At 52.2% G+C, this 14660-nt stretch carries 14 protein-coding genes; 8 read left to right on the forward strand and 6 right to left on the reverse strand.

Features of this window, described 5'->3' with window-relative positions; translation table 11 throughout:
- Positions 1–152 precede the first annotated feature (152 nt).
- The 6 genes from C8R31_RS14130 to hemP all read right to left on the reverse strand — a co-directional run bounded on the left by C8R31_RS14130 (position 153) and on the right by hemP (position 3661).
- Positions 153–908, reverse strand: coding sequence for a PepSY-associated TM helix domain-containing protein (locus C8R31_RS14130; RefSeq protein WP_107694722.1), 756 nt, complete (start codon positions 906–908; stop codon positions 153–155).
- Positions 905–1552: a DUF4198 domain-containing protein gene (locus C8R31_RS14135; protein ID WP_107694723.1), complete on the reverse strand. Its 648-nt coding sequence runs from the start codon at positions 1550–1552 to the stop codon at positions 905–907. The genes C8R31_RS14130 and C8R31_RS14135 overlap by 4 nt, the downstream gene beginning before the upstream one ends.
- Positions 1553–1724: 172 nt before the next feature.
- Positions 1725–2645, reverse strand: a complete 921-nt coding sequence (locus C8R31_RS14140; RefSeq protein ID WP_107694724.1) for a DUF2325 domain-containing protein — start codon at positions 2643–2645, stop codon at positions 1725–1727.
- A 106-nt stretch (positions 2646–2751) separates the two neighbouring features.
- Complete coding sequence (gene bfr / locus C8R31_RS14145; RefSeq protein WP_107694725.1) at positions 2752–3216, reverse strand: bacterioferritin; 465 nt, start codon at positions 3214–3216, stop codon at positions 2752–2754.
- 42 nt (positions 3217–3258) lie between these two features.
- Positions 3259–3456 carry a (2Fe-2S)-binding protein gene (locus C8R31_RS14150; RefSeq protein WP_107694726.1) on the reverse strand — a complete coding sequence of 66 codons (198 nt, stop codon included), beginning with the start codon at positions 3454–3456 and terminating at the stop codon, positions 3259–3261.
- Positions 3457–3475: 19 nt separating this feature from the next.
- Complete coding sequence (hemP, locus tag C8R31_RS14155; RefSeq protein WP_219907532.1) at positions 3476–3661, reverse strand: hemin uptake protein HemP; 186 nt, start codon at positions 3659–3661, stop codon at positions 3476–3478.
- A 697-nt stretch (positions 3662–4358) separates the two neighbouring features.
- Between hemP and C8R31_RS14160 the strand changes: the two genes are divergently transcribed.
- The 8 genes from C8R31_RS14160 (at position 4359) to C8R31_RS14195 (ending at position 14658) form a co-directional block, all read left to right on the forward strand.
- The gene (locus C8R31_RS14160; protein ID WP_107694727.1) at positions 4359–5198 is read left to right on the forward strand and encodes a sulfotransferase; all 840 of its coding nucleotides are present in this window, start codon (positions 4359–4361) and stop codon (positions 5196–5198) included.
- Positions 5199–5220: 22 nt separating this feature from the next.
- The gene (locus tag C8R31_RS14165; protein WP_146164606.1) at positions 5221–5958 is read left to right on the forward strand and encodes a bifunctional 2-polyprenyl-6-hydroxyphenol methylase/3-demethylubiquinol 3-O-methyltransferase UbiG; all 738 of its coding nucleotides are present in this window, start codon (positions 5221–5223) and stop codon (positions 5956–5958) included.
- Between the two features lie 29 nt (positions 5959–5987).
- Entirely contained in the window at positions 5988–7577 is a 1590-nt protein-coding gene (locus C8R31_RS14170) for a methyltransferase domain-containing protein (RefSeq protein ID WP_107694729.1), read from the forward strand.
- A 194-nt stretch (positions 7578–7771) separates the two neighbouring features.
- A complete protein-coding gene (locus C8R31_RS14175) occupies positions 7772–10456 on the forward strand; it encodes a glycosyltransferase (RefSeq protein WP_219907534.1) in 2685 nt (894 codons plus the stop codon).
- Entirely contained in the window at positions 10456–11565 is a 1110-nt protein-coding gene (wecB, locus tag C8R31_RS14180) for a non-hydrolyzing UDP-N-acetylglucosamine 2-epimerase (RefSeq protein WP_107694730.1), read from the forward strand. The genes C8R31_RS14175 and wecB overlap by 1 nt, the downstream gene beginning before the upstream one ends.
- Positions 11556–12656, forward strand: coding sequence for a hypothetical protein (locus tag C8R31_RS14185; protein ID WP_107694731.1), 1101 nt, complete (start codon positions 11556–11558; stop codon positions 12654–12656). The genes wecB and C8R31_RS14185 overlap by 10 nt, the downstream gene beginning before the upstream one ends.
- Before the next feature lie 61 nt (positions 12657–12717).
- Positions 12718–13638: a glycosyltransferase family 2 protein gene (locus C8R31_RS14190; protein ID WP_258192722.1), complete on the forward strand. Its 921-nt coding sequence runs from the start codon at positions 12718–12720 to the stop codon at positions 13636–13638.
- Positions 13639–13854: 216 nt separating this feature from the next.
- A complete protein-coding gene (locus C8R31_RS14195) occupies positions 13855–14658 on the forward strand; it encodes an ABC transporter permease (RefSeq protein WP_107694732.1) in 804 nt (267 codons plus the stop codon).
- Positions 14659–14660 lie beyond the last annotated feature (2 nt).

Genomic DNA, 14660 nt, shown 5'->3' on the forward strand with positions numbered 1-14660 from the left:
TGTTTTGTTGTGAGTTGGCTGGCTACAAGCGGAGGGCTTACTGGCTGGCTACGAACGCCTCTGCCCCGGTTGAGGGGGGCAGGGACGGAAAAATTTTAGATATTTGCTCTTCGACCTCAGGATTGATGTTCAACTGTCGAAAAAAACTGCTTTCATGACAGCGACAGGGTCGTAAGCATCAGAATGGCTGACGCGGTGAGCGTCGTACCGATCAGTCCCGCAGCCACAAGCCGGGGTCCATGCAAGCGGCTCCATAGCAGCGTGCCGGTTATTGCCAGCACCAGTAAACCGCCAGCCAGCGTGTCGGTAAGCAATATCCAGGCATTCGACATACCGCTCCCTTTGTGAAAGTTGGCCAGTGTTGCCCAGGCATTGGCTTCCTTTTGCTCGATATGAGCCTCAGTATCGCCCTGCCAGTATTCGGCATTCAGGCTGAGATTGGGCGTGGTCAGCGTAACGCGCCAGTTCTCGGGTTGCACTATTTGACCGCCCCCCCAGGGCACCGGCCCGCCCGGCTTCTTCTGGACGCGGGATTTGGCGTGCGGCAGTTTAAACTTCACGCGCAGCCATGCCTCCAACGCTTCGGCAGATTGCAGACTCGCGACGGGCGGAGCCACTACCTGGCGAGTTTCGTGCTGACTGGCAAGCGGGATTTTCATTTCATTGCGATGGTTCAACAGAATGCCCGAGGCGCCGAACACCAAGCCAAGCACTGCGCCCCAGAGTCCTACCCACGCGTGTGTCCGCCGCAGCCAGACGAGAAAGCGGCCCCGCTTCATGCTAAGCGGCAGAAACAGATACCCGCGTGGCTCGGCCGCCGGTGGCAGGCCACCGTTCTGCCCGCGAGCACGTTGCTCGGTTGCCTCAGTCGGCTCAGTTGGGCGGGCATGCGACTGAGACATGCTCATTTGTAAAGACTGAGCGTAACCTTGTGACTCTCTACCGCGTATGCCTTGCCCTCGAATTCACCTGGCTTATTCAGCTCATATTTGGCCTCGACGACGTATAAGCCGGATTCCGGTGGCGAAAAAGAAGCTTCACCTTTCTCATCCGTACGCAAATGCTTCTCCCATCCACTGGGGGCGATAACAACAATCTCAGCCTTGGGCACGGGCTCCCCCTTGAAAGTCAGGCGCAGCAGGTTGCCGCTGGCCTGTAAATCGAGAGGCAAGCTGCCTCCGTTACCCAAACGCGCATACAGAAAGCGTCTCTGGACGGGCGCCGGAGCAGCACCCTCCTGAGGCTCGCGTATGGGCTGGCGGCGTGCCTGAACCAGTACCGTCGCGCCAGCCGGTAGCGAAAAGTGCGTATTTTCACGGCTTGGGCTGATCGTTTTTGCCGTTCCTGCCTGGTCGATGATCGTGGCCTCCGGGTCAACGATACTGTCGAGCCTTCCCGGTGAGGTTTCCCGCAGGTTCTCCGCATATTCGCCAAAATAAAGCTTGCTGGCCGGCGTTCCGCTCTCCAACCATAATGCATGGGCTCCAGCGTGAAGGCTGAGCGCACAGCCGAGGACGGCCGCAGTGCCGGAGACAAATGAGGCAAGTTTCATGTTTTTCCTTTAGATTGATTTTTGGTTATTTATTTATAGACGCGTAGGATAGTCGAAATGCACGAGCATTTGAGTCCGACAACAAGATCAGCGGACGCGTTTATATCATGCTTAAGGTTCATCGGCTAGGGTCTTTGGCTAGCAAACTGCGTTTTACCGGGACGAACGAGGGTCAGTCGACTGGAACTGGTGTCCGGTCGCCGGCCCGGACTGCTACCAGCTCAGCGAGCGTGGCGACACCCTTGCGGAAGGTCGATATATCGGAACGGTCGAGCACGACGTAAGGCGTGCCGGAGTATTTGCAGTAGCGTTTTGTCGTGAAGTAAGCTTCGTGATTTACGCAATCGACCGGACATACCACCATGTCGGCCTGGGCAAGCAGCTTGGATAGCCTCCGGCTGCTGGTGGGCCGAGGATCGCTTCGATAAAAGAATAAAGTGGCCCCCGAAGCTTCAACCACGCGGCGGTACTGGGGATATAGGGCTGCTTTTCCCCCCACGCATAGGACCTTCCGCTCGGCAAGATCAAAACTGCCCTTCAGTACCGCCTTTTTCCTGTCGCACGCGGCGCGTTCCGATGCGGCCATTAACCCCCTTCCGGCCCTTTTCGTAGCGGCGCCCAACCTCGAGCAGGAGGTGTCGGGGTTCTTGACGAGCGGAACCCAATCTGTTTCATGCGGCACGGAAATGCTCGCATCGGCGAGCTTCCGCTCAAGCAGATCAATACGTTCCAGTAATGCTTGACGGTCATCAGCAATTACCCGACCCGCCGCACCCCTGGTCAGCAGACCCGCTCCGTTACCCGCACCTGCCTGCGTACGTGTTGTCGGAGCCGGTCCAGCGCGACCCGAGCGCCACCGTGTGCCCGCAACACGGAAAATTTGTTTGATTACTCTCCCAAGAGAAAACACGTTCGGAAGAATGCTCGGCTTTTTCGCGCTACCTGAGCGTTCCTGCGAGTGGGATACCAGAACGGCGGAGATGGCTTTTATGCCCCGCAGAGGGGCTAACAGAATTGAGCCAGCGCGAGGCGCTTTTAATACCAGAAAGGGGAGGGTGACGCTCGAAACCGCCGAGGTTGTTATCTGTTCCACAGCCCATACTCCGCGAAAAGTCAGAAAAAAGCTGGCTTGCCGTCGGTACAGGCTGGCTGGCTGAAAGCCGCTGGCTTAGAAGAAAGCCAGCGACAGCGGACAAAACTTACATCTGGCTTTGCAACCAGTTCTGGACACCGACTTTCTGCATGACTTCTAACTGGGTTTCCAGCCAGTCGATATGTTCTTCTGTGTCTTCCAGAATTTCCTTGAAAATCTCCCGCGAAACGTAGTCCTTCGCTGCTTCACACGCGGCAATCCCGCCGAGCAATGTCTCGCGCGCGGTCATCTCCGCCCTGAGGTCGCACTCGACACACTCTTCTGCCTTCTCGCCGATCAACAGCTTGCCAAGCTCTTGCAGATTGGGCAGACCTTCCAGAAACAGGATACGCTCAATCAATGCGTCGGCATGCTTCATCTCCTCGATCGATTCCTCGTATTCATGCTTTCCAAGGCTGTCGAAGCCCCAGTTCTTGTACATGCGGGCGTGGAGAAAATACTGATTGATGGCGGTCAGTTCATGTTGAAGCTGACGGTTTAGCCATTGAATAATGTCTGCGCTACTCTTCATGTTTGCCTCCTCAGGCGAGATCTCGCATTTAAGCGAGTGGGTTTATGTGGAATGGCGTTGCGCCAAGGTTTTCTGCATCAGTGCCTGTTCCAGCACCTGCTTGGCGTGGCACGCACATATTCCGCATTGCTCGCTCACGCCCAGGTTGGCTTTCAGATCGCGCATCCGGTCGGCGCCTCCATGATGCACGGCTTCGCGGATGGCAGTATCGGTTACACCTTTGCAGACACAAATATACATGATGAGCGCCTTAAGTCTACTATTTAGTCAAAATAAGCTTGCCGTTACGAGTGCGTCGCAGACGATACTGCTCGCCCTGGTGCTGAATAAATACCTCGTCACCGTGCGAGAAAAGCGCATCGCTGTAAATGCGCCTGTTCCGGTCCAGCATAACGACGTTTTGTTTCTCCAGGGTCGTTTCCGGTATCGTGTTTAACTTATCCATTTGGGCCGTTCCGCAATATTAATGAGAATGATTCGTAATTATATTAAACCTTGCACGAAATGCAAGCGTTATTGAATAATTTTAAAAAAGTAATTTGCGGAGACTTTGAACGAACCCGGGCCTGACCCCGGTCAACAATCAGCTGGAAACATCAGGTCAGTGGGTAGCGAAAGGTTGGCGGTAGCTTTTGGGCGAAAAGCGGTCTGGAGACAATCTTTAACGCTGGGCTGTTCTTTATTTTTCCCGTGTTCTATCCGTTAAGCCTGTTGGCAGAAAATCTAATCAGCAATATGGATCGGAGCTCGGGTAAACAAAGGTCTTGGAACCAGACTCGTCATGTCAAAAATCTGGAAAAAATGTTTTGAATATGCGCAGCGAGGGGAAAATTGTCCTGTGAATCACTTAAAGAACTGACCCTCTTAAATTGGAAGGCCTGTAGTGGTCGGCTACATTGCTGGGGGGATGAGTTGCATTTCAGGGGCCCAGAGCTGCCGCTTAATACGTTTAAAAGCTCTGACCCCTCTTCCACTGATACCTCTGTGAAATTACCAATACCCGAGCCCTGCACGGATATCACACCCAAGGTGGAGCTCTCGGATCGCAGATAATACAATAATCCTTGAAGTCCTCTTAAGCTACAAAATTCATATATTCCGTGCTTTTTTTTGGACAAGATTTCAGTTGAAGGCTTGACTTGATGTTTATTATTTTTGGATCACCGCGATCTGGGACCACATTATTAAAAGAAACACTCAATTTAAATCCAGAGATCTTCATCCCCCATGAGACAAGCTTTATAGTGCCTACAGCCTATGTTATTGATCGCGTCAGCTCCCCGACATTAGGGAAGGATATAATCCGCCGATTAGTCTTATCGTCAGCAGATTATCCTCACACCTTAGGCCCGTATTTGAGTGAAAATGACGTTAAGCTCATTCTCGATGGCGCTCCATACACGTTGGCGGGGGTACTTCGAGCGATTTATTTAGAGTTGGGTCATCGAGTAAAAAAGAAAATCTGCGGTGACAAATCTCCTAATGACCTATTGGCGGTGCAGCTTTTCCAAAATCTTGGACTATTTGATACCGAGATAAAATTTATTCACCTTGTACGCGACGTCCGCGGCGTCATGTCTTCCTTACTTCGCGTTGGCTGGGCCCCGCACGGTGTTGAGAAACAGTTCCCACGTCTTTGGAATTATTCCAACTTACATCTATATCATGAGATGCTGGGAAAGGATAACTACCTGTTATTGCGATACGAGGACCTCGTAGGCGATCCCAGTCGCGCAATTCGAAGGGTGTCTCATTTTCTCGGTGTAACATTCGGAGTAGAGATGCTAAATGAAACGGATCGCGGCACCTCACTACGACATCTTCCACATCACGCAAACTTATCTCGGCCCTATTTTGCGTCCCGAAGCAATGCGTGGATAAATGAGTTGCCTAGATCGGTCAGGAAAACTTGCGACATTTCAGCAGCAGAAGGATTAAGGACTTTTGGCTACGTCGAAAGCGGAGAGGTTCAGGTTGAATAATAGAGAAGAGCTACTTGCGCGGGTGGCGGCACTGGAGCCCTGGTTTTATACGTTTGATCTTGGTCACGGGAATGTGATCCAGTCAAAACTTCCTGAAAACGTTCAGGGCATTCACGAAACCCGGCTTCAAATGCTGATGCGCGCTATAGAGAAGCATTTTGGCAACCGGTTGCCTGATGCTAGGTGCTTGGATATCGGTTGCCATGAAGGATTTTTTTCCCTGGAGATGGCTAAAAAAGTAACGAGCGTCAGGGGTATTGATGTCAGAAGCGAGAGTCTGGAAAAAGCCGAGCTCGTCCGACAACTGAAAGCAGTTGAAAATCTGACGTTCTGCTACGGAGACTGCTACGACCTGGATAAATATATTTCTGACTCCTATGACTTGACACTCTTTTTGGGCGTTCTATACCACTTGAGTGATCCCATTGCCGCGTTACGAAGTATCAGTAAAGTGACGCAGGAATTATGCGTGATAGAAACTCAAGTGATAGAAGATGTGGCTGGTGAAACCGAGTGGGGTAGCAAGGATTGGAATCATGAATATAAGGGAATATTTGCCCTGATTGATGAGACGCCAGAATATGACAGCGGCTGTCCGGAAGCCGGCTCATCCGGATTGGTCCTCTGCCCCTCTGTGCACGCTTTGCTATTTACGCTGCGCGCTGTAGGGTTTAAGCATCTTGAGGTAATAACTGCCCCGATGGGTGGGTATGAGCAACATGTCCGTGGGAAGCGGGTCGTCATATCCGCAGCTAAATGAAAGGGAAGAAATGATGAACGGCTATTGCTATGTGTAACGCCTGGTGTCTTGACTTCGCACGATCGTTACTTCCTTTTATTGGCAGCGAGGAAAGGGTACTTGAAGTCGGTTCGCGGGACGTGAACGGAACCGCAAAGGAATTGCTGGCGGGATACGCCCGAGAGTATGTCGGCATCGATGTTATTGAAGGGCCGAGCGTCGACAAGGTTCTGGATGTAAATGATCTGGCCGATAGCTTTGCTCCAGGGTCTTTTGATGTTGTGGTCTCTACGGAGATGCTTGAGCACTGTCTCGACTGGCGCGGCGCACTTTTTCAAATGACCGCAGTGCTCCGGGTCGGGGGAATGCTCCTCATCACCACCCGCTCTCCAGGGTTTGAACTTCACGATTACCCTTCCGATCATTGGCGTTTTACCCTCTCTGATTTCAAAGAGATTTTCTCGCCTATAGGTGAAATCCTGGTATTAGAAAGTGACATGACCCTAGGGTGGGCCTGCGGGATTGGCGTAATTCTCCGTAAAACGGCTCAGTTACAGGCCCTAGGAATTTGGCGCAGCGATTTAGATAAAATGACGGTGTACTCAATGGCCGAGGAGACCGGAACAAGTGAATCGAAGGGAAATATGGCGAGGGAGATTATTTTCGATCAATACAGCCGTTATCGTGCTTGTTCGGAAATTATCGAGAGTGTCTCGAGCGGGGGAACCATCCTAGATGTCGGTTCCGGCCCGCAATGCCTTCTCGAGCGATTTCTTCCGGATCGGGCTATTTTTTTTGCGGACCCTTTAATACCAAACCTGAACGGGGACGACAACACACGGGTCGCGGGGGATGTTTTCGACAGCAAACTCGACGATAGGAAATTCGACTACGTCTGCAGCGTCGATACCATGGAACACATAGCGGCAAATGCACGTGATGACTTTGTTTTCCGAATGAGCAACCTTGCCGACAAGGGTCTCATCTTAGGCTTTCCCTGCTCGGACGACGTCACTGCCTTTCAGGTGGACAGTGCTGTTGACGAGACATACCGGAGAGCTTACGGCAAAGGATATTCATGGCTCGGCGAACATTTTCGTTACGCCCTTCCCAACAGAGGGGACACCGTTTCGCTTTTGCAACGCCTGGGTTGGAAGGTATCCGTGGTTGGGCATGGTCATGCGCCCTGGTTAAGCTCATTATTAGGTGAGGTCATATGCGGATGGGAGATTTTCGATGCGCGCCCGCATATTCTGCGGATCAGCAGGCGGTTTAACCTCGAACTCTTCCGGTATGACTTTAGTCCGCCGTTCTATCGTTGGTTTGTAATTGCTCTGAAAGAGCCTCTTCCGGTTGCCCAATTACAGTTTGGGGTACCAATCAATGAGTTTGCCACCAAGCGTTTCGCCGAGATTCTCGCCGACACCCGCGTCGGTCTGTTTTCGTCATTTTTGGATGCGACTACCGCTCGCGATGCGGCAATTACTGAGCGAAACGAGGCAGCGGCTGAACGAGATGCCGCAGCGATGGAGCGGGATAAAGCGCGCACCTATGCGGATGCCATGCGCAACAGTAACTCCTGGCGTGTGACCTACCCCTTAAGAGCGATTGCTAAAAAAATTAGGTCCGGGCAACACTAAACATGGCCGCCTTGAGATTGATTCAAACAACGCGTGCGATTTATCACAGGCTGCCACTTCCATCGCCCTTAAAAAAAACAGTCAGATGGGCATATAACCGGTTCATTGACCCTTATCGAGCCATCCGCAGGAGTCTAGTAGCAAGAGAACAATTTCACCCGCCGCCCGTAAGGCCGGCCGCGCAACAGGCCGCGATGCCCGACTACTTTATTTGGGGTGTCATTGACTGGCACTTCCGGCATCAGCGGCCACAGCAACTTGCACATGCACTTGCCGCTACCGGGCGGCGCGTCTTCTACCTATCCGCCTGTTTAGTAGATGACGAACGAGCCGGTTTTGATCTGGAGCCCCTTGATCTTGCCGGTTGCCTGTTCCAGATCAAGCTCTACGCCAGAAGCGCACCGGAGATTTATTCCACCGCCCCTGGAATGGATACGCTCTCCCAGCTGCGGGCCAGCGTGGGGGAACTGCTTGAATGGGCTGACTCCCGGGAGGTTATCTGTCTTGTACAACACCCTTTCTGGCATCACGTCGCTATCGTATTGCCCAACAGTCGTGTTATCTATGACTGCATGGACCATCACGGAGGCTTCGATAACACTGCCCAAGAGATACTATCCCTGGAGCATGCGTTGTTTCGTAACGCCGATCTGATTGTGACCACGTCCGAATGGCTGGACCGGAGTGTCGGACAGCATACCGAGCGCCGTGCATTGATAAGAAACGCGGGGGATTTCGAGCATTTTTCTCGTCAGCCTGCGACTATATATAGCGAGCAGCGGTCGCGGCAAATTATAGGTTACTACGGAGCGATCGCAGAATGGTTCGATCAAGGACTGATTGAAGCGGTTGCCAAACGCTTCCCCGAGTGTTGTATCTTGCTGGTCGGGGCGGATACCGTAAATGCTCAAGCGAGGCTTGGGCGGCTGCCCAACATCAAATTTATTGGAGAGGTGTCATATAAAGCGCTACCTCACTACCTGTACGGGTTTGATGTCTGCCTTCTCCCGTTTAAGGTGATCCCGCTCACGCTCGCAACAAATCCTGTCAAGGTTTATGAATATCTTAGCGCGGGGAAAGCGGTAGTATCAGTCGATTTGCCGGAAATGAAGCAGTTTGGTGAGTTGGTGCGCGTAGCTGCAGATACGGATGGATTCTTGTGCGCAATAGCCGACGTCCTGGCCGATCCGAAAAACCCTGCCATAATCAGCGACAGGCAGGCATTTGCCAGTGGCCAAACCTGGAAACATCGGATGGAGGCTCTCATCTCGCATGGAGAGAGTGCAAAAGACGAGCCGAAGGTAAGCGTTGTTGTGGTGACCTACAACAACCTGGACCTAACCCGCGCCTGTCTTGCCAGCCTCGACGAGCACAGTAATTACCCTGGGCTGGAAATCATTGTGGTCGACAATGCGTCCACCGACGGCACAAATAAATTTTTGTCGAGATGGGTCGGCGCTGGCCCCGACCGCAGAATCATCCTCAACGACGAAAACCGCGGCTTTGCTGCCGGCAACAATCAGGGACTCGCGGCTGCTACCGGAGAGTACCTGGTCATCCTTAATAACGACACTTACGTGACGCCCGGATGGGTGCGGACACTTGTGAGGCATTTGCAAAGGGATAAAAGCCTGGGCCTTATTGGCCCTGTCACGAACAACATTGGCAACGAGGCCAGGATCCACATCACGTACAAAGGAATGGACGAGATGATTCGCGCCTCTGCTCGCCATACCCGCCGTCACATTGGCCAGACTTTTCCGCTGCGTACCGCCGCGTTCTTTTGCGTAATGATGTCCCGGGATGTGTATCAACATACAGGTCCTCTGGATGAGGCATTCGGAAGAGGTTTTTTTGAAGATGACGATTATTGCCGCCGCGTTGATCGACTAGGCCTTCGCATCGTTTGCGCTGACGATGTATTTGTTCATCATCATCTGTCAGCCTCGTTTAACAAACTGAAGAGCCGTGATCGAGAAACTCTCTTCGAACGGAACAAAGCACTCTACGAGGCCAAGTGGGGGCCGTGGATTCCACATACCTATAAGACAAGGGACGATGTCTCGGTCCCGAAGATATTCAAGAATACTCTTTCAGTTTCGGGATGTTGTAACGTCTGTGGAAAGAATGCACGTTTTTTTTATACCAATGCCGACCTCTGGAGGGAGTCGCTCACGTGCGAACATTGCAGGACAACGAGCCGCTACCGATCGATTACACGGGGTCTTTTGGATGCGATCAAGGAATTGTCGAACGTGACGGCAGACTCGATCTCCACATTGCCACGCACGGATTTACCGAACAAGTTACGTGTGTATGACACCCAATGCCCATTCTATTACGAAGGCTGCGCCTATCCGCTACCGGACTTATTGAAAGAGATACCGTGGATCGATGTACAGTTATCCCAATACAAGCCCAAACGACGACTGGGCGAGCAACTGGGAACGGGAGTATCCAATCAGAACCTGGAATGCCTGACTTTTGATGACGAATCGTTCGATATCATAGTCACCAGCGATGTGATGGAACACGTGCGTCTCGACGACCGCGCCCATCGAGAAATCCACCGGGTCCTCCGCTTTGGGGGCATTTATATCTTTACCGTTCCGCACCACCGTAGCTGGGAACAAACGCTCATAAGGATCAGGATCACTGACCCAGATGATCCATCAAAAGATGTGCATCTGCTCCCGCCGGAATACCATGGCGATGCCAACGGCGAGAATGACTTAGGCGTGATCGCCTATAGAACCTACGGGCGGGATATTGAATCGCACCTGACCGAACTCGGGTTCACAGTCGACTACTACCGGGAAAACATTTCAACCCAGGGAATTTTTGATACCGAACTCTACTATTGCAGAAAAATTAAATAATGCGCCGCAAAATTCTTTGCGTGGTTGGAACACGACCGGAAGCCATAAAGATGGCCCCGGTGATTTTGGCGCTAAAGGAACATCCCGGTATTCAGTGTCGAGTGCTGGCGACCGCGCAGCATCGAGATCTGCTGGACCAGGTTCTGCGCGCCTTTGAGATCGAGCCGGATATCGATCTTGATATCATGCAACACAATCAAGCGCTCACTGCTCTGACGGCACGTCTCTTACTCGCTCTTGGTAACGTCCTTCAAGCTGAGAAACCTGATGCGGTGCTGGCACAGGGCGATACGACCACAGTCATGACCGTTGCGCTTGCCAGTTTCTATCACAAGATTCCGTTCGGGCATGTTGAAGCAGGGTTGCGCACTTGGAACATGGCGAATCCGTTCCCGGAAGAAATGAATCGCATAGTGACTGGAAGGTTGACGAAGTGGCACTTTGCCCCGACGGCGAGCGCGCGAAACAACTTGCTTAAAGAAGGTATTGCAAATGGAGATATCTTCGTAACGGGTAATACGGTTATCGATGCGTTGTTGAGCGTCGCAAATCGTAAAACTCCCCTGCCCTTTGAGCTGGATAGGGGCAAGCGTCTGATTCTGGTAACGGCACATCGCCGAGAAAACTTCGGCGAACCATTCCAGCAAATTTGCAAGGCGGTCCTCACATTGGCGGAGAGTGGTAAAGATCTTCAGATTGTATATCCGGTCCATCCTAACCCGAATGTATATGAAACCGCTCATAAAATCCTCGGAAATCATCCCCGAATCACTCTTTGCGAACCTCTGGACTATCTACCCTTTGTCGCCGCCATGAAACACGCATTCCTCATCCTAAGTGATTCCGGTGGCGTGCAGGAGGAAGCGCCTGCGCTGGGAACGCCGGTACTTGTTTTGCGAGATGAAACCGAGCGGCCCGAGGCTGTCGCGGAAGGGGTGGCCAAGCTCGTAGGCGCGGATCATGACCGAATTGTCAGGGAGACACAGCACCTATTGGACGACTCCGCAGCCTACAAACGAATGGCACGTGGTGTTTCGCCTTACGGGGATGGCAGGGCCGCGCATCGTATTACTTCCGTTTTGTGCGACTACTTCGCCGCATGCGCCTGATTTATCTCTCACCTGTTCCCTGGTGCAGTTTCTCCCAGCGGCCACACGAGCTTGCGAGATATTTTCATTCGCGCACCGGCGGCGAGGTCCTATGGGTCGATCCTTATCCAGGCCGATTTCCAACCTTATCTGATATATGGGCCCGCCGTCCGGGATCTGGGGGCGAGGAATGCGATATTCCGCCCTGGCTAACGGTTGTAAAGCCCAAGGCATTACCTATAGAACCATTGCCATTTTCCCACGCGGTGAATTGCCTGTTTTGGAGTCGTGTCGAGTCAGAAGTTTATCGCTTCGCCGATAACTCGACCGTTTTGGGTATCGGAAAACCGACCACTCTAGCGTTGCAACTGCTACACAAGCCGGGCTTCAGGTCATCGTTTTACGATGCGATGGACAATTATCCTGCCTTCTATCGGGGCTGGTCACGCCTCGCAATGATGAATCGGGAACGCAAGGTAATAAATAAAGTGTCAACCATATTGACTTCCTCCTCCGCCTTATATGATCGGTTGCGGTATATGGCAAGCGATGTACGGTTGGCTTTGAACGCGTGTGCAGTGGATAGACTCCCTCCGGTAGGGAAAGCATGTTCGTTTCCGGACGGGCAGCGCCCTGTTATTGGCTACGTCGGCACTATAGGAGACTGGTTTGACTGGAAGCTCGTCATTACCTTGGCAAAATCGAATTTAAAAATAAAACTCCGTCTTATCGGACCCGTGTACGTGCGTCCACCCGCGCTGCCTGATAATATAAGTGTGGAACCTCCTCTACCGCACATAGAGGCGCTAAGTGCCATGACTCAGTTTAATGTGGGCTTGATTCCATTCAAGGAGACGACTCTCACGTCTTCCGTGGATCCGATCAAGTACTACGAATACCGGGCTCTGGGGTTGTCGGTGGTCAGTTCAGCGTTTGGAGAAATGGCGCTCAGGAGGGGGTGTGAGGGTGTCTATGTCATGGATCGGAACGCCGACATCACACAACTTGTAACGCAAGCTTTAACCACTTGCGCCACTCCGTGCAGCACCGCTCGATTCCGCATAAACAACTCCTGGAAAAGTCGGTTTGATCAAGCCCGGATTTTTGGTTAAGAGCACTCCGGGACAAGCCCTGACTCTATTAAAGATGCTGTGAATACAAGCGTCCGTCACTATGATGGTTGAGGTCGAAAATGCCGCAACGAAACTTCCGGTGTCGGTCATCGTTGTAAATTACAATGCAGGGCCGTTCCTCACCGAGTGCGTTCACTCCGCGTATTCCTCAGCCAGCGAAATACTGGTGGTGGATAATGCTTCCACCGATTTAAGCCTTGAACTTTGCGCGCAGCGATTTCCGGATGAGGCAAAACTGAAGATCATCCGCAATGCGGCCAACCTCGGCTTCGCCGCAGCCTGTAATATAGGTACCCGTGGCGCGACCAAGCCCTACATCCTGTTCCTGAACCCTGACTGCGCTTTGAGCGCCGACTCTTTGAACCACATGGTGCGGGTATTGGAAGCAAATCCTGCGGCAGGTATGGCAGGCGGACTGCTGATGAACGCGGATGGCACAGAGCAGGAAGGGGGTCGCCGGGCAGTGCCGACTCCTTGGCGCTCCTTTGTCAGGGCTTTTGGGCTTTATCGTTTTGATCATTACTGGCCAAGCGTGTTTTATGATTTCCACTTGCACAAACAGGCCTTGCCGCCTCGCCCAGTTGAGGTGGAAGCTATCTCCGGCGCGCTCATGCTGGTGCGCCGCGAAGCATTGGAGGACGTGGGTCTCTGGGATGAGGGGTATTTTCTTCACTGCGAAGATCTGGATTGGTGCATGCGCTTTCAGCAAAAAGGATGGAAAATCCTGTTTGTGCCGGGAGCTCCTGTTTTGCATCATAAGGGAGCATGCAGCCGGTCTCGCCCTATCTTCGTGGAATGGCACAAGCACAAGGGGATGATGCGGTTCTATCGCAAGTTCTTCCGGCATCAATACCCCGGGATTGTGATGTGGCTAGTGGGGGGGGGAGTGTGGTTGCGGTTTGGGGCGGTGGCGTCACTTCATGCTATCCGCGACGCTGCACGGCGACTCGGCCTCCGTTGACAAATAAGCTTCACGTCCTTCCGCCAAAGAAACAGAGTGTCATCGCACAACCGGATTTCCTGGCCAGGTCGCGCTCCGCGCTTTCTTCGTCTCATCTACAATAGTTAAAGAATGAGCTGGTAAAATCGCGGCCAGGAGCAAGGAACACCCAAGCGCAGTCTGATAACAATAACAAGAGACGCATCCCCTCAGAACATGCATCGCATAACTCTCTAAATGGTCATCTACAGTAAAGTCAAAAGCTGGGCAAAAAATAATGATTTGGTTGAAGCGTTGAAAGCTTACGACCTATGGCTGTTTCTAGCATGGCTAGACATAAGATTGCGCTACAGACGGTCAAAAATCGGGCCGCTTTGGATCACGCTCAGCATGACAATCTTCTGCTTGACCCTGGGAACCGTGTATAGCAAGTTGCTTAACGTAGATGGTGACGAATATCTGCTATTCCTTTCCGTGAGTTTCGTTATTTGGGGCCTGATATCGAGCCTCTTGTTGGAGTTTCCTAACCTCTATATAGAAAATTCGGCGTATATAAAAGATATGCGCATTAACGCGCTCACGATTCTCTTGCGTGGCGTCGCCAGGAATATTGTAGTGTTCGCTCACAATATCCTGATCATTGTCGGAATTTACATTTACTTTGATCTCAGGCTTAGCGCGGTTGTTCTTCTGGCCATACCCGGCCTGATACTCGTAGTGATGAATCTGGTCGCCATAGGAGTGTCACTAAGCATCTTGGGCGCAAGGTTTCGTGACGTGAGCCAGATCAATCAAAGTCTGGTACAAGTTCTTTTTTTTCTTTCCCCCATCATGTGGTTTCCACGTCTCGTCCCCGACGATAGCTGGATCCTGAGGCTAAACCCCATTGCGTATTTCCTTGACCTGGTTCGGTCGCCCCTGCTTGGATCTGCCCCGTCCTTGTCGTCATGGGGTGCGGCAATCGCGACGTTGACCGTTTTTAGCGCTGTTGGCGTCTTCCTGTATCAGAAAAAGAACAGCCAGATTCCCCTCTGGGTTTAATT

Origin of the sequence: Nitrosospira sp. Nsp2, assembly GCF_003050965.1 — a bacterium.
Classification (GTDB): Bacteria; Pseudomonadota; Gammaproteobacteria; order Burkholderiales; family Nitrosomonadaceae; genus Nitrosospira.